This window comes from Nonomuraea sp. NPDC049784, assembly GCF_040659615.1.
Classification (GTDB): domain Bacteria; phylum Actinomycetota; class Actinomycetes; order Streptosporangiales; family Streptosporangiaceae; genus Nonomuraea.
Genome location: NZ_JBFAMX010000167.1, coordinates 1 through 19,083, shown reverse-complemented (window position 1 = coordinate 19,083; position 19,083 = coordinate 1). Strand labels below are relative to the sequence as shown.

At 67.5% G+C, this 19,083-nt stretch carries 11 protein-coding genes; 10 read left to right on the top strand and 1 reads right to left on the bottom strand.

Annotation, left to right across the window (positions count from 1 at the left end):
- The 3 genes from AB0J09_RS29390 to AB0J09_RS29380 all read left to right on the top strand — a co-directional run.
- Nucleotides 1-848: SpoIIE family protein phosphatase (locus AB0J09_RS29390; protein ID WP_360698033.1), on the top strand; the 848-nt coding region annotated here is incomplete at its 5' end.
- 127 nt (nt 849-975) lie between these two features.
- Nucleotides 976-2,079 carry a glycosyltransferase gene (locus AB0J09_RS29385; protein WP_360698030.1) on the top strand — a complete coding sequence of 368 codons (1,104 nt, stop codon included), beginning with the start codon at nt 976-978 and terminating at the stop codon, nt 2,077-2,079.
- Nucleotides 2,080-2,195: 116 nt separating this feature from the next.
- Nucleotides 2,196-2,921: a glycoside hydrolase family 16 protein gene (locus AB0J09_RS29380; RefSeq protein WP_360698027.1), complete on the top strand. Its 726-nt coding sequence runs from the start codon at nt 2,196-2,198 to the stop codon at nt 2,919-2,921.
- Here AB0J09_RS29380 and AB0J09_RS29375 read toward each other — a convergent pair.
- Nucleotides 2,893-3,945 carry a helix-turn-helix domain-containing protein gene (locus tag AB0J09_RS29375; RefSeq protein WP_360698024.1) on the bottom strand — a complete coding sequence of 351 codons (1,053 nt, stop codon included), beginning with the start codon at nt 3,943-3,945 and terminating at the stop codon, nt 2,893-2,895. The two genes, AB0J09_RS29380 and AB0J09_RS29375, sit on opposite strands and share 29 nt — an antisense overlap.
- A gap of 75 nt (nt 3,946-4,020) precedes the next feature.
- On the opposite strand from AB0J09_RS29375, the gene AB0J09_RS29370 reads away from it, so the two are divergent.
- The 7 genes from AB0J09_RS29370 to AB0J09_RS29340 all read left to right on the top strand — a co-directional run bounded on the left by AB0J09_RS29370 (nt 4,021) and on the right by AB0J09_RS29340 (nt 18,154).
- Complete coding sequence (locus tag AB0J09_RS29370; RefSeq protein ID WP_360698021.1) at nt 4,021-4,938, top strand: proline dehydrogenase family protein; 918 nt, start codon at nt 4,021-4,023, stop codon at nt 4,936-4,938.
- On the top strand, nt 4,938-6,563 hold the full coding sequence (gene pruA, locus AB0J09_RS29365; RefSeq protein ID WP_360698018.1) for an L-glutamate gamma-semialdehyde dehydrogenase: 1,626 nt from the start codon (nt 4,938-4,940) through the stop codon (nt 6,561-6,563). The genes AB0J09_RS29370 and pruA overlap by 1 nt, the downstream gene beginning before the upstream one ends.
- 113 nt (nt 6,564-6,676) lie before the next feature.
- Nucleotides 6,677-7,549: an AraC family transcriptional regulator gene (locus AB0J09_RS29360; protein WP_360698015.1), complete on the top strand. Its 873-nt coding sequence runs from the start codon at nt 6,677-6,679 to the stop codon at nt 7,547-7,549.
- The gene (locus tag AB0J09_RS29355) at nt 7,444-7,722 is read left to right on the top strand and encodes a DUF1524 domain-containing protein (RefSeq protein WP_360698012.1); all 279 of its coding nucleotides are present in this window, start codon (nt 7,444-7,446) and stop codon (nt 7,720-7,722) included. Before AB0J09_RS29360 ends, AB0J09_RS29355 begins: the two co-directional genes overlap by 106 nt.
- A 177-nt stretch (nt 7,723-7,899) precedes the next feature.
- Nucleotides 7,900-8,696, top strand: a protein-coding gene (locus tag AB0J09_RS29350; protein ID WP_360698036.1) for an IS5 family transposase whose coding sequence is annotated in 2 segments (ribosomal slippage) — nt 7,900-8,242 and nt 8,242-8,696 — 798 coding nt in all. Because the reading frame shifts where the segments join, the coding sequence is not laid out codon by codon here.
- A gap of 324 nt (nt 8,697-9,020) precedes the next feature.
- On the top strand, nt 9,021-9,959 hold the full coding sequence (locus tag AB0J09_RS29345; protein ID WP_360698010.1) for a site-specific integrase: 939 nt from the start codon (nt 9,021-9,023) through the stop codon (nt 9,957-9,959).
- Between the two features lie 356 nt (nt 9,960-10,315).
- Nucleotides 10,316-18,154 carry a LamG-like jellyroll fold domain-containing protein gene (locus AB0J09_RS29340; protein ID WP_360698007.1) on the top strand — a complete coding sequence of 2,613 codons (7,839 nt, stop codon included), beginning with the start codon at nt 10,316-10,318 and terminating at the stop codon, nt 18,152-18,154.
- Nucleotides 18,155-19,083: the final 929 nt, after the last annotated feature.

The following is a 19,083-nucleotide window of genomic DNA, read 5'->3' as shown; positions in this document are numbered from 1 at the left end:
TGTGCGTCCCGATCGGCACCGCCGATGGCGTGCTGACGCTGGTGCGCACGCACGACCGGCAGCCGTTCACGCTGGCCGACCTGGCCGTCATGCAGGAGGTCGGGCTGCAGCTCGGCCTGGCGGTACGCGCCCAGACCAGCTTCCAGAGCCGTTCGAGGGCCGCGGACGCACTCTCGGCGAGCGTGGCGCCGCGCAATCTGCCCGACGTGCCCGGCTACGAGGCGGCGGCCGTCTACCACCCGGGATCGTCGGTGGGCGCCGAGTTCTACGACGTCTTCCCCGTGTCGGGCGGATGGGGGTTCGCGCTGGGCGGCGCCGCGGGCAAGGGCGAGGAGGCGGCCTCGGTCAGCGCGATGGTACGCGGCGGCCTGCGGGTGCTCAGCGTCTGGGAGTCCGACCCCGACCTGGCGATGCGCAAGGTCAACGAGGCCCTGGTCACGCAGGGCACCGGCATGTTCGTGATGGCCGTCGCGGGTTTCGTGAAGGGGCGCGAGATCAGACTGTCGTCCGCCGGGCATCACCCCGCCGCGCTGCTGCAGGCCGACGGCGGCGTGCGCTTCGCCGCGGGTGGCGGCGTGCCGCTGGGCATCGCGCTCGAGGCGGAGATGGGGGTGGAGCGGCTGATGCTCGCCTCGGGCGAGACGCTGGTGCTGTATTCGGAGGGGCTGATCTCCTCCAGGAACGATCGCGGCGAGCCGTACGGCGAGGAGCGCCTGGCCGACGTGCTCGGCCGGTGCGCGGGCCAGTCGCCCTCCACGGTGGTCAAGACGGTGGAGGCGGACCGGCACGCGTTCTCGGGCGGCCAGGTGTGGGACGAGATCGTGATCCTCGCGCTCCGGGGCGTCTGACCTGCACGGTCACGATGTCTGATCTGCAGGGGTTTGCGATCGGCTCAAACCTGGGTATGTTCGAAGCGTAGATCGATGTGCCTAAGACGCAGGCACACCTTTCAGGCTTTCCACGCTGAGGTGTGCCATGAATATCGCGATCGTCGCCGCCGCCGGGGGCATCCGGAGTCACCACATCCTTTCCGTCGCGCGCGAACTGGGTCGCGGGCACCATGTCACCGTCTACTCCCGCCGTGACAGCGCTGAGGGCAAGCCCAAGACGCGGGTGGCCCCGGGGGTCACGCTGGAGCAGATCGACGTGGGTCCCGCCGTGGAGCTCGCGGACGACGACGTCGTGCCGTTCCTGAACGACGTCGGCGAACACCTGATGAAGCGGTGGAGCCAGGACCGGCCCGACGTGATCCACGCGCACTCGTGGACGGGTGGGCTGGCCGCCGTGGCGGGCGCCCACGACCTCGGGGTGCCGGTCACGCAGACGTTCCACACCATCGACACCTCGCACAAGGATCTGGAGCTGGCGCTCGGCCGCCGGGCCGACGCGGTCATCGCCGGATCAGGCGACGAGGAGTCGGCCCTGATCAGGCTCGGCGTGCCGCGCTGCAACATCGCCGTCGTCCCGTACGGCGTCGACACCGAGCGCTTCCAGCGCCGCGGCGCGGTGGCCACGCGGGGCACGCGCAAGCGGCTGCTGCACGTCGGCCCCCTCTCTACGGAGCGCGGTGCGCACACCATCGTCCGGGCGCTGCCGGGGCTCGGCGACGTCGAGCTGGTCATCGCGGGCGGGCCGGAGCCCGAGGACCTCGAGGACGACAGGGACGCCCGCCGCCTGCGCGCTCTGGCCGAACAACTCGGCGTCGCCGACCGGGTCACGCTGCTCGGCCAGGTCAAGCGGCCCGCCGTGCCGAAGCTGATGCGCAGCGCGGACGCCGTGGTGTCGGTGCCGCGCGAGGCCGCGACGGGGATCGTCGCGCTGGAGGCGATGGCCTGCGGCGTACCGGTGATCGCCTCGGCCGTCGGCGCGCACCTCGACTCCATCGTCGACGGCGTCACCGGGCTGCTGGTGCCGCCCGACCGGCCGGCGAGCACCGCCCGGCTGGTCCGCGAGCTCCTGTGTGACCCGACCCTGCGCACCGCGCTCGGCTACGCCGGGGCCGACCGGGCGCGCTCGCGCTACTCCTGGGAGCGGGTGAGCCAGGAGCTCGTACGGGTCTACGAGGCGGCCTGCGCCTGATCCCGCCCAGAGGAGCTGGGCCGGCGCGCTTCATCTCAGAGGCGGCGGCACCGGCCAAGCACCCGGATTCCGCGAAGAGCCGTTACAGGAGTGACATCTTTGCTTCCATTGACCACATGACTACACGCAGTCAGATCCTGGTGACGCTCACGCTCCTGGGCGTCGCCGCGCTCCCCCAGACCGCGCAGGCACAGACGCCGGGCTGGGGCGCCCCGGTCCTCGTGGAGAACTTCGACGGCTCCACGCTCGACACCGGCAGGTGGATGGTCTACCACTCCCCCCAGGCCCGGCGGAACCCCCGTACCGGGAAGGCGACCACGGTCGCGAACGGCATGCTGCGCCTCAAGGGCGGCATGTACGGCGGCAAGGACCTGTCGGGCGGCGTGGCCACCCGGCTCGCGCAGCAGTACGGCAGGTGGGAGGTCAGGTTCAGGGCCGAGGCGGGGGCCGGGTACACCCCCGTGGCGCTGCTGTGGCCGACCGCGCAGGGCGAGAACGACGACTACGCCGAGGTGGACTTCGCCGAGATCGTGGACCCGCAGCGGCAGGGCGGCGGGATCTTCGTGCACGGCGGGCACGGCCGGGCCCTGCGGCAGTTGCGGGCCGACTTCACCAAGTGGCACACGGTGGCGGTGGACTGGCTGCCGGGGCGGCTGACGTTCTGGCTGGACGGCAAGAGGCTCTGGGACTACCGGGGCGCGTACGTGCCTCAGGGACGCGAGATGGGGCTCGCGCTCCAGAACGACGTGGTGTGCGAACCTCGGTGCCGTGACTCCGCCACGCCGGACACCGTGTCCATGTACGTGGACTGGGTCAAGGTCTACAGAGCCGCGCGGCCTTGAGACCGAGGTGCACGGCCAGGCGGTCGTCACCGTCCGACAGGTCCCTGTGCGTGAGGCGCTCGGCCTTGCCCAGCCGGTAGTAGAGCGTCTGGCGGTGGATGCCGAGCTCGGCGGCCGCCTTCTGGGCGTGGCCGCCGTGGTCGAGGTAGACCTCCACGGTCTCGGCCAGCTCGGCGTCCAGGGCCGCGGTCTCGGCCGCCAGCTCGCGCAGGTCCGCCTGGCCGAGCCTGGCGAGCAGACGGTGCGCGCCCAGGTCCTCCCAGCGGGCGATGGGGGCGTACCGGGGAAAGTGCTCGGCGACGCGCAGCGCGTGGCGGGCCTCGCGCCAGCTCAGCCAGGCGTCGGCCGGCTCGGGCCTGGGGGCGCCGATCCCGGCGGCGGTGCCGTACGCGCTCTGGAGGGTCTGCGCGACCTCGCCCGCGAGGTGGGCCGGGGTGAGCAGGGCGAGAGGCGAGCCGGTGCGGGCCAGGACGCCGCGCGGGAGCGTCCACAAGGCGGCGACGCGCTCGGCCGACTCGCGTACGGCGACCGCCACGACCGGGCCCGGCAACTCGATGGACGCGCTCGCGCGCTCCGCCGGGTCGGCCGAGAACAGGGAGAGCAGGCCCCGGCCGAGGTCCTGCCTGCTCCTGGCCTCCTGGGCGAGCGCGGCGGCGGCTCTGGCCACCAGCGGCGCGACGGAGTCGAGGGCCGTGAGCGAGCCCGAGTCGAGCAGCCACAGGTAGCCGTAGGTGACCTCGCCGTGGCGTAGCGGCCAGCACACTCTGGCGAGGACCCCCAGCTCGGCGTCGGCGGGGATCCTGACCGGGCCTACGGCCTTGGCGATGCCGTAGCGCTCGAAGTAGTCGCGTACCTCGCCGGTGGCGCGCCTGCGCAGGATCGACTCCTGGCGGACCGTGTCGATGTCGCCATGCTGCGCCCCGTAGGCCAGCAGCCGGAACGAGCGGTCCTCCAGCGTCACGGACGCCCCCAGCCGGGCGGCGATCTCGTCGACGATCTCTTGTAGGTCTGCCGAGTTGTGCATTTGTATGACAGCCTGCCACACCCGGCGTTACGCACGTCGATGGCCCCCTCTGAGCTGCGTTTTTAGACTTGAGGCATGCTGGGTCAAGTGCTCCTCGCCGCGTCAGGGAGCGGCGTCGTACGCCGTGCCGTGTCGGGCTTTCCGGTCACCAGGAAGGTGGTCGGGCGGTTCGTCGCGGGGGAAACCGTTCAGGAAGCCCGCGACGCCATCGAGCGGCTGCGCGACGCGAAGCTGGCCGTCACCGTCGACCACCTCGGCGAGGAGACGCGCGACGCGCGGGCCGCCGAGGCCACCACGGACGCCTACCTCACGCTGCTCCAGGCCCTGCGGCCGCTCGAGCTCGGGACCCGGGGCGAGGTGTCGGTGAAGCTGTCGGCCGTCGGGCAGCGGCTCGACGACGCGATGGCGCTTGAGCACGCTCGCGAGATCTGCGCCGGCGCGGCGGTCAACGGCTCGACCGTCACGCTCGACATGGAGGACCACACCACCGTCGACTCGACACTGTCCATCCTGCGCAAGCTGCGCGAGGACTATCCGTCGACGGGCGTGGCGATCCAGGCGTACCTGTTCCGCAGCGAGGACGACTGCCGCGACCTGGCCGCGGAGGGCTCCAGGGTACGCCTGGTCAAGGGCGCCTACCGCGAGCCCGCCTCCGTGGCCCACCAGGGCAGGAGCGCCGTGGACAAGGCGTACGTGCGATGCCTGCGGATCCTCATGGCGGGGAAGGGATACCCCATGGTGGCGACGCACGACGATCGCATGATCGCGATCACGGAGCTGCTCGCCGACCGGTTCGGGCGGACGATCGGCGACCACGAGTTCCAGATGCTCTACGGAATCCGGACCGACCTGCAGGAGTCCCTGGCCGGGGCCGGCCACACGGTCCGCGTCTACGTCCCCTACGGCGACGACTGGTACGGCTACTTCATGCGCCGCCTCGCGGAGCGCCCCGCCAACGTCGCCTTCTTCCTTCGTGCCCTTGGGGGTAAGTAATGGATGCCATCAGCAACGTCCCCGTTCCCGCCAACGAGCGCATCTACGGGTACGCGCCGGGCAGCGCCGAGCGGTCCGCGCTGGAGGACCGCATCAAGGAGCTGGCCGGGTCGTCGGTCGACCTGACCATGACCATCGGCGGCGAGCAGCGTCTGGGCGGCGGCGCCCCCATCGACGTGGTGCAGCCGCACAACCACGCCTCCGTCCTGGGCCGTACCAACGACGCTACGGCCCAGGACGTGCAGGACGCCATCGACGCCTCGCTGTGGGCGGCTCCCGCGTGGCGGTCGCTGTCGTTCGACGAGCGGGCGGCGATCTTCCTCAAGGCCGCGGACCTGCTGTCCGGGCCGTGGCGGGCGACGCTCAACGCGGCGACCATGCTGGGCCAGTCGAAGTCGGCGCAGCAGGCGGAGATCGACTCGGCCTGCGAGCTGATCGACTTCCTGCGGTTCAACGTGGCGTACGCGCGCCAGCTCTACGCCGACCAGCCGATCTCGTCGCCCGGCGTGTGGAACAGGATGGAGTACCGGCCGCTCGAGGGCTTCGTGCTCGCGATCACGCCGTTCAACTTCACCGCCATCGCCGGAAATTTGCCGACTTCTGCCGCTTTGATGGGGAATGTCGTCGTCTGGAAGCCGTCGCCCACCCAGCAGTTCGCCGCGCACTTCACCATGCGACTGCTGGAGGAGGCAGGGCTGCCCCCTGGCGTGATCAACATGGTCACCGGCAACGGGCAGGCCGTCTCCGACGTGGCGCTCGCGCACCCCGCGCTGGCCGGGATCCACTTCACCGGCTCGACTGCGACCTTCCAGCACCTGTGGAGCACGGTCGGCCAGAACATCGCCTCCTACCACGGCTACCCGCGCCTCGTCGGCGAGACCGGCGGCAAGGACTTCGTGCTGGCCCACCCGTCCGCCGACCCGGCGGTGCTCTCGACGGCGCTGATCAGGGGCGCGTTCGAGTACCAGGGGCAGAAGTGCTCGGCGGCCTCGCGGGCGTACGTGCCGCGCTCGGTCTGGAACCGGATGCGCGACGACTTCGTCTCGGTGGCCGAGTCGCTGAGCGTGGGCGACGTGTCGGGCGACCTGTCGACGTTCATGGGCGGGGTCATCGACGCCCGGGCGTTCGCCAAGCACAAGGAGGCCATCGACCGGGCGCGGGCGGCCGCGAACATCGACGTCCTCACCGGCTCGTACGACGACAGCGTCGGATACTTCGTGAAGCCGACCATCCTGGAGTGCGCCGACCCGGCCGACGAGATCTTCGTCAAGGAGTACTTCGGTCCCATCCTGGGCGTACACGTCTATGAGGACCGCGACTTCGACACGGTGCTCGACCAGATGGAGGGCATCGCGCCGTACGCGCTGACCGGGTCGATCATCGCCCAGGACCGGTACGCCATCACGTCCGCGTCCGACCGGCTGCGCTTCGCGGCGGGCAACTTCTACGTCAACGACAAGCCGACGGGCGCGGTCGTGGGCCAGCAGCCGTTCGGCGGCGCCCGCGCCTCGGGCACCAACGACAAGGCGGGCTCGATCTTCAACCTGATCCGCTGGGTGAACGCCCGCACGATCAAGGAGACGTTCGTGCCGCCGACCGACCACCGTTACCCGCACATGGGCTGATTTTTCCGCCCATTCCGCGCCGAGAGCCCCCGGTCCTGCCCCGGGGGCTCTCGGCATAATTTGCAATATTCGTGTCGTTGACGCCACTACAGGCCTGCGACCAGCATGAAGGCATGCAGCGACGAGTCCTGATCGTCGTCTTCCCTGGCTTCCAGCTCCTCGACATGGCCGGTCCCGCGGACGTGTTCGCGACGGCGGACCTGCTGGTGCCCGAGGGCGGGTACCGGGTCGAGGTGGCGGCCGTGGGCGGAGGCGCCGTGCCCGCGGGGAACGGCGTCACCGTCACGGCCTCGGCGCTCGGCGAGGTCGCGGGGCCGATCGACACGCTGCTGGTGGCGGGCGGGCTGTCCGTGCCCGAGCGGCTGGCGGACCGGCAGCTCGTCGGGCACATCGCCGGGCTGGCGGCAGGCGCCCGGCGGGTCGCGTCGGTGTGCAACGGCGCGTTCCTCTTGGCCGAGGCCGGGCTGCTGGACCACCGGCGGGTCACCACGCACTGGCTCGCCGCCCGGGACCTGGACGCCCGCTATGAGCGCGTCGAGGTGGACGCCGACCCGCTCTACATCGAGGACGGCGACATCTGGACCTCGGCGGGCGTGCTGTCCGGCGTGGACCTCGCGCTCGCGCTGGTGGCCAGGGACCACGGCCACGCGCTGGCCAGGGACGTCGCCCGCGGCCTCGTGGTGTATCTGCATAGGCCGGGCGGGCAGAGCCAGTTCAGCACGCCGATGCGGTCCATGACGCCGCGCAGCGAGCCGCTGAGGGAGCTCCAGGCGCACATCGACGAGTCACCGACTCCTCCTGTGCCGCCGTCTCCGGCTCCTGGTACAGCCCCTACGACGGCGCCACCTGGAGCCAGGCCAGTGACGTCGACATCGACCACATGGTGCCGCTGGCCGAGGCATGGAGTTCAGGGGCCTGGGCCTGGACCACGTCCAAGCGGCAATCCTTCGCCAACGACCTGGGCGGCCCGCAGTTGTGGGCGGTGACCGACAACGTCAACCAGGCCAAGAGCGACCAGGATCCTGCGGAGTGGCAGCCGCCACGTAGCTCATTCGACTGCACCTATGCCAGGGCCTGGATCCAGGTGAAGTGGTACTGGGGTCTTAGCGTGGACTCCGCCGAGAAGAGCGCATTGACCAGCATGCTCGCATCCTGCTGACGCCAGACGACCCGAAAAGTGTCGGCCCGTCTTCCGACGGGCGAACCCCCGGAAGGCGGGCCGACGCACGGTTTGGCGGCTCATGCCAGGAAGCCTAAGAGGTCCTAACAAAATGATCTAGGGCCGTGTCCGGTGGTCTCGTTGATCGTTGATCTCTGTGTGAAGAAGGGTGAGCAACTGCCGTGGATCGTGCCGGACAGCCTGTGGGAGCGGATCGAGCCGTTGCTGCCGAAGGTGGAGCGACGAAGGCGCCATCCAGGCCGTAAGCGGCTGGATGACCGGCTGGCTCTGCAGGGCATCTTGTTCGTGCTCTACACCGCGATCCCGTGGGAGTTCCTGCCCCAGGAGCTGGGCTTCGGCTCCGGTATGACCTGCTGGCGGCGGCTGCGTGACTGGCACGCCGCCGGCGTCTGGAACAAGCTGCATGAGGTGCTGCTCGCCGAGTTGCACGCCGCGGGCCAGCTCGACTGGTCCCAGGCGATGATCGACAGCTCGCACGTCCGGACGCTCAAGGGCGGCCCAAAACCGGCCCGAGCCCGGTCGACCGCGCCAAGCCGGGCTCGAAACACCACGTCATCACCGACGGAGGCGGCATCCCTCTCGCAGTCTCCCTGACCGGCGGCAATCGCAACGACGTCACCCAGCTCCTGCCACTCATCAAGGCCATCCCGCCCGTACGCGGCCGGGTCGGCCGGCCCCGCAAGCGACCCGACTGCCTGTACCCCGACCGCGGTTACGACCACGACAAGTACCGTCGCCTGGTCTGGCGCACCGGCATCAAGCCCATCATCGCCCGACGTGGCACTCCACACGGCTCCGGCCTGGGCGTTCACCGCTGGGTCGTCGAGCGGGCGATCGCGCTCCTGCACTGGTTCCGCCGCCTGCGCGTCCGCTGGGAGGTCCGCGACGACATCCATGAAGCCTTCATGACCCTTGCCGCCGCGATTATCTGCTGGCGACGCCTCGTCCGCTGATCTTTCTGTTAGGACCTCTAAGGCTCGATCTGCCCGACGCCACCCGCAAACCGAACAAGCCGGCGCGCGGCACCCAGCATCCGACCCTGCAGAACGCGGAGACCGGAAGCCAAAGGTAAGACACGTAGACACTGGGCAGACCAGCCACGGTAGGGCACCGAGAGGAATCCAGGTAGCTATCGCAGATAGTGAGTGATTATCTGCGATAGCATGCTCCCGCCCGCCGACGATGGCGCGGCCGACCTCGGACGCCGCCCGGCACGGTCGCCCGCCGGAGCGGGCGACTCAGGGTGCTTATCTGCGATAGAGATTCGGAGGGGTGCGATGGGGACGGTCCGCCGGCTGAGTCCGCGACCGGACGCGCCGGAGCTCGGCGCGGCCATCGAAGCGTTCCTGGCCACCATCGGCAACCGCAACACCGCCAAGGCGTACGCGATCGCGCTGCGCGCCCTGGCCCGCGAGCTCGGCGCGCAGACGCCGCTGACCGCGCTGGAGGGTGAGCCAGGCGCTGACCGCCTCGCCGCCTGGTTCACCGCCCGCTGGGGCGGCGCGGCCGCGGCCACCTTCAACGCCCGCCGCGACGCGCTCGGCTCCGCCCGCGACTGGTGGCACGACCGGGACTGGCTGACCGGCGACCCGCTGCGCCGCATCCGCCGCCGCGCCCGCACCCCGGACCGCGCCAAGGCCCTCGACCGCGCCCAGATCGAGGCCCTACTCGGTCGGCAGAGCCTGGCCCTGCGCGAGCGCACCCTGTTCCGGCTGCTGTATGAGACGGCAGCCCGGGCCGAGGAGGTCCTGGCCCTCGACGCCGCCGACCTCGACTTGCGCAACCGCCGCGCCAAGGTGCGGCGCAAGGGCGGCGCGGTCGACGTCATCGTCTGGCAGACGCCCACCGCCCGGCTGCTGCCCCGCCTGCTGGAGGGCCGCCGCGGCGGGCCGGTCTTCCTCACCGACCGGCGCGCCCGCGTCCCGCTGCCGCCGTCCGACGTCGATTCGGACTCCGGCCGGGCCCGGCTGTCCTACCGCCGCGCCGCCGAACTGTTCGAGCAGGCCACCGCCGAGCTGCCCGGCGGCCCGTGGACGCTGCATCAGCTGCGCCACAGCGCGCTCACGCACGCGGCCGAAGACGGCGCGAACACCTCCACCTTGCTGGCCTACTCCGGCCACACCTCGGTCGCGTCCCTGGCCCGCTATGCCCGCGTGTCCCCCGAGGCGTTGGCCCGCTGGCAGCAGAGCCGTGACCCAGCAGCCCGGCGTCGCTGACCGGCTGGAGCGCCCTCCGCCGAGCCCACGGTGTTCGCGATCATGGGAGCCAGGAGGCCCGTACCGCACCGATTGCGGGGCTCCATCATCGATGTCCGTTTTATAATGGATGCGGCCGAACACGTGGTTCGTCGCGTTCCGTGGCATATCTGTCACAACAATCGATCTTGCCCTGCGTTTTATGTTCGTCTTACGCTTTGCCCGTTTGGTAACTCGCTCCGAGCTGCACGTGTCAGGGCCTTAGTGGCTGTGCCGGGTGGGGTGGAGCTTCGTCCGGCGTCGAAGGGCGCCCTGCGTAGTTCGGAGTGTGACGGCGTATGCGCCGGTATTTGGCGTGGGCTCGATCGCCTTTCCTGGTGGCTTCGATTCTGATCGCTGTGCTGCCCGGCTTGTTATCGCTTGCGTCCGGTCCTGCTCTGGCTCGGGTAGGTGTGGATGTCGCGTTATCGGCTGCCGGGGGTGAGGTTGATACGCCCCGGCAGATGGCCGGAACGGCGGCCGGTGTGCCGTCGCTGGTGCCATCGTCGGTGACACGGACATCCGCAGAAGCGTCAGCAACGGGCGCCGCCGGCAGTAATGGCGGCAGCGGAGAACCTCCGAAGGGCGCTCTGCCGCTGGAGCAACGCGATGGCGGCGAGTGGGCAACCGGGCAGGACGAGCGGGCGCTTCCAAGCGGAGCACAGCGGGCCGAGCAATTGGACGCGGCCTGCTGCGCGCCGTGGATCGACGATCGTTCCCCGTCGAATTTCGCGCTCGTGGACACGCTGACGCCGTTGTTGCTGGTGAAGGCTGGCAGTGCCAACGGCATGGATTACACCTTCAAGGTCTGCAACGACGGCTCGATGCTGAGCGGCTGCTTTTCCTCCAGTGTTCAGAGCGACGTCTACACCTGGCGGGTGCCGGCGGCCAAGCTGAAATGGGGCAAGCAGTACTACTGGCAGGTGACGGTCAAGGATCGCGGCACCCTGGCCGAGACGGTGTCGACTGCGATCACCTTCACCACCGGGGTGCGGCAGCTGGCGGTGGGCTCCCAGCTGGCGGCGCGAGGACCGGACGGGCAGGAGTTCGACCCGGTCTCCGGCAACTACACGACCGCGATGACGGATGTGCAGGTGGCCGCGGCGGGGCCGCCACTGTCGGTGACGCGCTCCTACAACACCTTCGATCCCCGCAGCAGCGGCATGTTCGGCGCCGGCTGGTCCACCCGGTGGGACATGAAGATCGTCGCTGCGGATACGGCACTGCTGGTGACGCAACCGGACGGGCGAGTGCTGCGGTTCGGCGCCAAGGGTGACGGCACGTTCCAGCCCCCTCCGGGCATGTACGCCACGCTTGCTGAGCAAGCAAGCGGGGGTTGGCGGCTGATGGAGAAGTCCTCCACCTCCTATTTGTTCGACGCGAACGGCCGCCTGACCAAGATCACCGACAGCCGTGGCCGCAGCCAGGACCTCGCCTACGATGGGGCCGGAAAACTTGCCACCGTGACCGCCGTAGGCGGCCGTTCCCTGCGCTTTGACTGGACCGGCAGCCATGTCTCCAGCGTGTCCACTGACCCGGTCGACGGTCAGGCGCTGACGTTGATGTACACCTACGACGCCGATCGCCTGATGTCGGTGTGCGCCCCGGACGCCGAGCCTGCCTGCACTCGCTACGACTATGGCAGCGGCTCAAACTACCGCGCCGCCGTGCTGGACTCGCTCCCGTACGGGTACTGGCGGTTGAACGAGCCCTCCGGTACGCAGGTCGCGGATCTGGGGTGGGGAGCCGGGCCGGGCACGACGTCGACTGCCACGCGCGGGCAGCCGGGCGCGCTGGCCGGCACGGCCGACACCTCCACCACGTTCAAGAGCACCGGCATGACGCTGCAGCCCAACGTGGTCGGCCGGTTGGCCGGACAAGCGTCAGTGGAGACATGGTTCAAGACCACCAAACCCGGGACGGTGTTCGCGGCCGGGCCATCCGTTTCCGCGTACTCGGCCCTGTACATCGGCACCGACGGCAAGCTGCGCGGCCAGTTCCTGCCGAGCGATTCCGAAGAAGACACCGAGCAGTTCACGCCGATCACCACCACGGCAACCGTCACCGACGGCCAGTGGCATCACGTGGTGCTGACCGCCGACAACGGCACCGACCGGCTCTACCTGGACGGGCAGCTGGTCGGCAGCCTGTCGATGGCTCGCGCCCTGTCCTGGCAGGGGGAGGCGCGCTTTGCCATCGGCCCGCTCAACTGGCTCATGCCCGCCGGCAGCAGCACCGGCAACTTTGCCCTGGACGGCCAGCTTGACGAGGCGGCACTGTACGACCGGCCGCTAACGCAGGCCGAGGTTCAGGCGCACTATGCGGCGGCTCGCTCCGACGCGCGTAACAAGCTGGCCAAGGTGACCACTCCTGCGGGCCGGGTGTGGGCGAGCAATACCTACGATGCGGTCACCGACCGCATCAAGACCCATACCGACCAGAACGGCGGCACCTGGCAGATCGGCGAGCAGGTCGTCGACAAGGCCGAGGGCACGTCCACGGTCACGGTGACCGACCCGAACAATGAGAAGGTCAGCACGGTCCACGATGCCTGGCGTGGCTACCGGCTGGTGACCCGCACCGATCAGCTGGGCCAGCAGACGGACTACCGCTATGACACCGGCGGCTTCCTGGCAAGCACGATCGACGCCAACGAGAACGTCACAACGCTCGCCAACGACGAGCGCGGCAATCCGATCCGCCAGACCACCCGCCGCAGCGGCATCGACTACTACGTCTACTTCTCGTACTACTTCAACAAGGACGACAAGTTCGATCCGCGCAACGACCGCTTGACCGCGGTGCGCGACGGCCGCTCTTCCTCCGCCACCGACAACACCTACGCCACCACGCTCGAGTACAACGCCTACGGCGAGCAGACCAAGCAGACCAGCCCGGCCACGACCGATTTCCCCAATGGCCGCTCCGTCACGGTCGCCTACACCGACGGCAGCGAGACGGCCGTCGGCGGCGGCACCACCCCGGCCGGTTTGGCGAAAACGCGCACCGACCCCAAGGGCAACAGCTGGTCTTACGCCTACACCGCCGCCGGTGACCTGGCCGAACAGTCCGGCCCAGAAGGCTTGGTGACCAAGCTCGCCTACGACGTGCTCGGTCGCCTCACGTCCACGGCGACGGTGTCGGATGCGTACCCGGACGGGGTCACGACCACGGTGACCTATGACGCGCTCGGCAGGGTGACCGCGGTGACCGGCGCGGCGGTCAAGAACGAGATCTCCGGCGTCACGCACACGGCCCGCACCTCCTACGGCTATGACCTGGACGGTAACAAGCTGTCGGAAACCATCGCGGACCTGACCGGCGGCGACGCCGAGCGTAAGGTCGTCTACGGCTACGACACCTTCGGACGCCTGGAGTCTGTCACTGACGCCGAGGGCGGCGTGACCCGCCAGGCGTGGAACACGCTGGGCCAGAAGGCCAGTACCACCGACGCCCGTGGCACGGTCACCGCGTATGCGTACAGCAAGCGGGGCGAGCTGATCTCCACCACGCTCAAGGGCTGGACCGCGAGCCCGGTCATTCCACAGCTGGCCACGGATGTGGTGCTGGAGTCGCGTTCCTACGATCCGGCTGGGCGTCTGGCTTTGCGGGTGGACGCGATGGGCCGCAAGATGTCCTACACCTACTATGCCGACAATCGGCTGTCGGAGAGCATCGGGGACGACGTCAAGCTCAGTGGCGTCACCACGCCCAGGGACGTGGTGCTCGAGGCGAATACCTATGACGATGCGGGAAACCTCGTCGAGCAGGTCACCGGCGGTGGGATCGCCACGACTGGCTTTGTCTACGACGCGGGGAGCCGGCTGTCGTCGCAGACGTTCGACCCGACGGGCCTGAAGCGCAAGACCGTCTTCACCTACGACGCCAACGGCAACGTCATCAAGTCCGCCCGCACCGGCGCCGGCAGCGGTACCCGCACGGAGATCAAGGAATACGCGTACAACAAGCTCAACCAGCCCACCAAGGAAACCATCGAGAACGGCGACCAGGACCTGGTTTCCACCATCGGCTACGACGATCGCGGCCTGGCCACTTCGATCGTCGATCCGCGCGGCAACGTCAGCGGGGTCAACGCCGCCGACTACACCACCACCATGCGCTACGACGCGTTGGATCGCCTGGTGGAGACCGTCGCGCCGCAGGTCCAGATCGACAAGGCCGGGACCGCCAGCCAGGGCCGTCCGACCGGCAAGATCGGCTATGACACGGTAGGCAGTAAGACGCATCAACGGGACGCTGAAGGCCGTACGTTGAGCTCTGTCTTTGACAAGGCGGGGCGGCTGGTCAGCTCCAGCTCGCCCGCGTACACCCCGCCCGGTGGCGCCGCGGTGACTCCGACGACCTCGAACGGCTACGACGCTGCCGGCCAGCTCATCCGCACCACGGACGAGCGCGGTTATGTCACGACTTTCGACTATGACCAGCTCGGCCGCCAGGTCCGCATCACTGACCCTGCCCCCGACGGCCAGACCGCTGGCACCTGGGTGACCGAGTACGACCTGGCCGGCGAAAAGCTCGCCACCGTCGACGCCACCGGGGCTCGCACCGAGGCCACCTACGACGACCTCGGCCGGCAGATCACCGCCACACAGATCGAGCGCAAGCCCGCCACCGCCGCCTACACCACCACCATGGAGTACGACGACGCCGGCCGACTGAAAACGCAGATCGCCCCGGGCAACAAGACCACCGGATACAAGGTCAATGCGGCCGGGGAGGTCATCACGGTCACCGACCCGCTGACCAACAAGACCACCATGGACTACGACCTGGCCGGCCGCCTGGTCAAGACGACCGACCCGAACGGCAACGCCACCACCGCCGAGTACGATCTGGCCGGCCGCAAGATCGCCGCCAAGGACCTGGACGCCACCGGCGCCGTCGTACGCACGTACGGCTTCGGCTACGACCCGGCGGGCAACCAGACCAGCAGCACCTCACCCGAAGGCTACGTCACCAAGCAGACCTTCGACGCGCTGAACCGGGCCACCTCGCTCATCGAGCCGGTCTCGGCCAGTGAGTCGATCACCACGATCTTCGGATACGACGCCACCGGTGCCCGCACGCGCCTCACTGACGGCCGCGGCAATGCCACCTGGACCAGCTACAACAGCCTCGGCCTGGTCGAGACGGTGACCGAACCATCCACGGCCGCGCACCCGGACCTGGCCGACCGCACGTGGACTCACATCTACGACGCGGCCGGCAACCAGACCGCCACCCTCCAGCCGGGCGGGGTGCGCATCGACCGCACCTTCGACCACTTGGGCAGCCTGACCAAGGAAACCGGTGCCGGTGGCGGCGCCGCGACCGCCGAGCGCACCTTCGGCTACGACCTGGCCGGCCGCGCCATCACCGCCGGCGACTTGACCATCGACTACAACGACCGCAGCCTGCCGGTGAAGACTTTCCGCGCCGGCGTGCAGGAGAGCGCCTACGCTTACGACGCGCTCGGCAACTCCACCCAGCGCATTGACGCCGCCGGCACCGCCACCTTCACCTACGACAACGCCAACCGACTGGCCACCGCCACCGACCCGGTCACCAGCCGCACCCTCACCTACGGCTACGACCCAGCCAGCCGGCTGAAGACCATCACCGCCACCAGCGGCCAGGCCAGCACCCAAACCATCGACTACGACAACATGGACCGGGTCACTGGTCACACGCTGAAGAACGGCTCCGGCACCCAACTCGCCAAGATCACCTACGGGTGGGACAAGGACGACAACCTCACCACCAAGACCACCACTGGCCTGGCCGGAGCCGGCACCAACAGCTACACCTACGACCACGCCGGACGGCTCACCTCCTGGACCGCCCCCGGCGGCGCGGTCACCGCGTATGAGTGGGACGCTGCCGGCAACCGCACCAAGGCCGGCGACAAAACCTTCACCTACGACGAACGCAACCGCCTCATCTCCGGCGACGGCACCGACTACACCTACACCCCGCGCGGCACCCTGGCCAGCCAGACTAAGAGCGGCACCACCACCCAGCTCACCTTCGACGCCTTCGACCGGCTCATCGCCGACGGCGACAGCCTGTATGCCTATGACGCCCTCGACCGCGTCACTTCCCGCATCAGCGGCACCACCAAACAAACCCAGCTATACGCCGGGCTCAGCAACGACTTGGCCGCTATTAGCGTCAGCGGCGGTATTCAATCCAAATACGCGCGTGACCCCTTCGGAGCCCTCCTCGGCCTCCAGGAAGGCACCACTCCTGCCGCTGCTGCCATGAGCGACCTGCATGGCGACCTCGTGGCCACCTACCAGAGCGCCCTCGCCAGCTCGACCAGCTACGACCCCTTCGGCGAAATCACGGCACAAACAGGCGGTACCACCAACCTCGGCTACCAGGGCGAGTACACCGACCCGGATACCGGCAAGGTCAACATGCACGCCCGCTGGTACCAGCCCGGCACCGGCACCTTCACCAGCCGCGACACCGCCACCCTCGACCCCAGCCCGTCGGTTCAGGCCAACCGCTACACCTACGCCAATGCCACACCCCTTACAGGCACCGACCCCACTGGGCACATGACCATCTATGCGCCCGACGGCAGCGGGGGATATAGCGCCAACGGCGACAACGGTGGGCAGCTCGGCCCCAGACCGGGACAGCTCGTCGTCGGAACGCCCGAGTATGACAATCTGATTGCTGCTCCTGGTGGTCTATATGAGGGCGTCTGGAATGTGGTCCGTGTCATGTCCAAGGAGGACATGCGCATGCGGGGTCACCTGCCCAACGGAACACAGATTTCAGATAACTTCTGGCGGCTTTTGGATGAGGATATTAATCAGATCATCGAAATGGCGTATCTCGGAGCAACCGATGGTGAAATTGGCATCCTCATTCAATACGCCAAGCTTCACTGGAAGCAGGAATGGATCAAGGAGGGACGTCCTACTGCCATTTCTTTCGGGCCGGTAGACGAGCGGCTCACTGAATGCGAGAAAGCGCTAACTATCAAGACATGCGCCAAGATGATTGAAGCAGCGGCGCTACTCGTTAAGGCGCAAAAGTATTACGACCTGTGCGCCGGTCCCCATCCTGGGGACCCGTTGGGGTGGAACAATGGGAAGTGTCAAAGACTGGTAACAGATCTTGGACTGTCTACCCATGACAAGGCGCAGTTGGCGGCTAAGAAATCTTGGGAAGAGGCCAAGGCCTTCTGGACTGGTGTATACGATGTCGTCGTAGAGGATTTTACGGATTGCTTTAATGGAAGCGCCGTGGGATGTCTGCTCGCTGCGTCCAACTTTGTTCCGGGTGGGGCCCTGGCTCGCGCAGGTAAGTTCATAGCCAGATTCCCAAAGGTCGAAAAAGCAGTGCGGGCCGCCGGGATTGCGTGCACCATGAGCAGCTTTGTGCCGGGAACTCGGGTGCTAATGGCGGACGGAAGCCGTAAACCAATTGAGGACGTTCGCGTCGGAGACGAAGTCCTGGCCACCGATCCAGCCAGCGGGGAGTCGGTAGCCAAGAAGGTCACCGCACTGATCAACAGTTCCGGTGCGAAGGACCTGGTTAAGATCACCATTAAGACGGAGCGAGCCGGCGAAGCCGGTGCTCAGTCGATCACTGCGACGGCCCAGCATCCCTTCTGGGTTCCGTCGCTACGAGAGTGGATTGATGCCACCTATCTCCGGCCGGGCGACTGGCTTCAAACCAGTACAGGGACCTGGACTAAGGTCCAGGCAGTTAACAGGTGGTTCGCAACACAACAAGTCTATAATCTAACAGTTGCGGAAACCCACACTTACTATGTGGGCGTGGGGGACGCTGACACTCTTGTACACAATGCTGGCCCCTGCGATATCGGAAGTGTACTTCGTAACTGGACTAGTAAGACTTACCGATTCGGAAATCAGACGCTTCTCCTTGACAAGAAGGGTATGGCTCATATCCTTGCGCGCCATCACCCCAAATACTGGGACGGATCCGTAAAGTCAAGTCAATCCTTCTTTGATGGAAAGATGTCTATTAGTGATATCGAAAATATAATAATGCAAGTCATGCAAGCAAACAGATCTACCCTCCTTCAGAGGGGAAGTCGAGGCATGTATCAGATAAGCGCCGAGGTGAATGGAATGAAATATGTGCTAGGGCTCAACAATGGTAGGGTTGGACAATTCTATCCGGTTGCAGAGTGAGAGGTTTGGGTTATAATGATTGACGTCAAAACTTATCTACGGCTTCCAGGGGGCATGTTTCTTCCCGTGGAAGACTGTGTTAATCCTCCGGTGGACTCGAGTTATATCGAAGGGGCGATGGAGCTCAGTGTAAATGGAGTCCGACTCCTGGGGACCGAGGAATGGGATTATATCGATCAACTGTGGGCCTATGTAGCAGAAATGCTTAGAGTTACATCGGAATCGGGAGATGCCTCCATGTATTTTCCCGATCAGCCGATCAAGCTCACATTTAGACGCCAAGGGGCCATGGTTTCGGTGTCGTGCGAGATTGGAAAAATCACACGGAGCGCTAGTGCACCCTTTATTGACTTTGCAAGGGTCCTAAGTAGGGCAGGTGGAGATTTCTTTCAAAAGATGTCAGAGCTCGTGCCCGAAAATGCTGAAGCATATCGGGCTGCATTTAACGATCTGAGATCGTGGAGATGACGGGCCCTGCAGCGGGTCGGTTATGTCGGCGGGATAAAATGTCCCATAGGGTGGTGTCTTAGGTCGGGGTCGCCCGGGGTGCGATTCCCCCTCCGCCTCACCGCAGGCCTCCACGACGGCCTCTCCCACGGGGTCGGCCGCGACCGCCACCCCGACCACGACGCGCCGTAGACGTAAACCCCTGGCCACGGGCCGGGGGTTCCCTTTTTCGACCCCCGGAATTGAGGGATCGCTAGCGCTGCCAGGGTGCGACGTACCTTCAGGCGGACGATTTGACAGGAAGACCTGTCACATGATCTATGGACAGCCTAGCCTGTCAATATGCTGTGGAGACAGCTGCCCGACCAAGATAGAGCCGACGTGGAGTTCGAGCTGCGCAGGCTCGCCGAGCGCGTGGCCGACCTGGTTACCACCACGGCCACGCCCGTCCAGCCCCACGACGGCCCGCCCGAACAACGCAC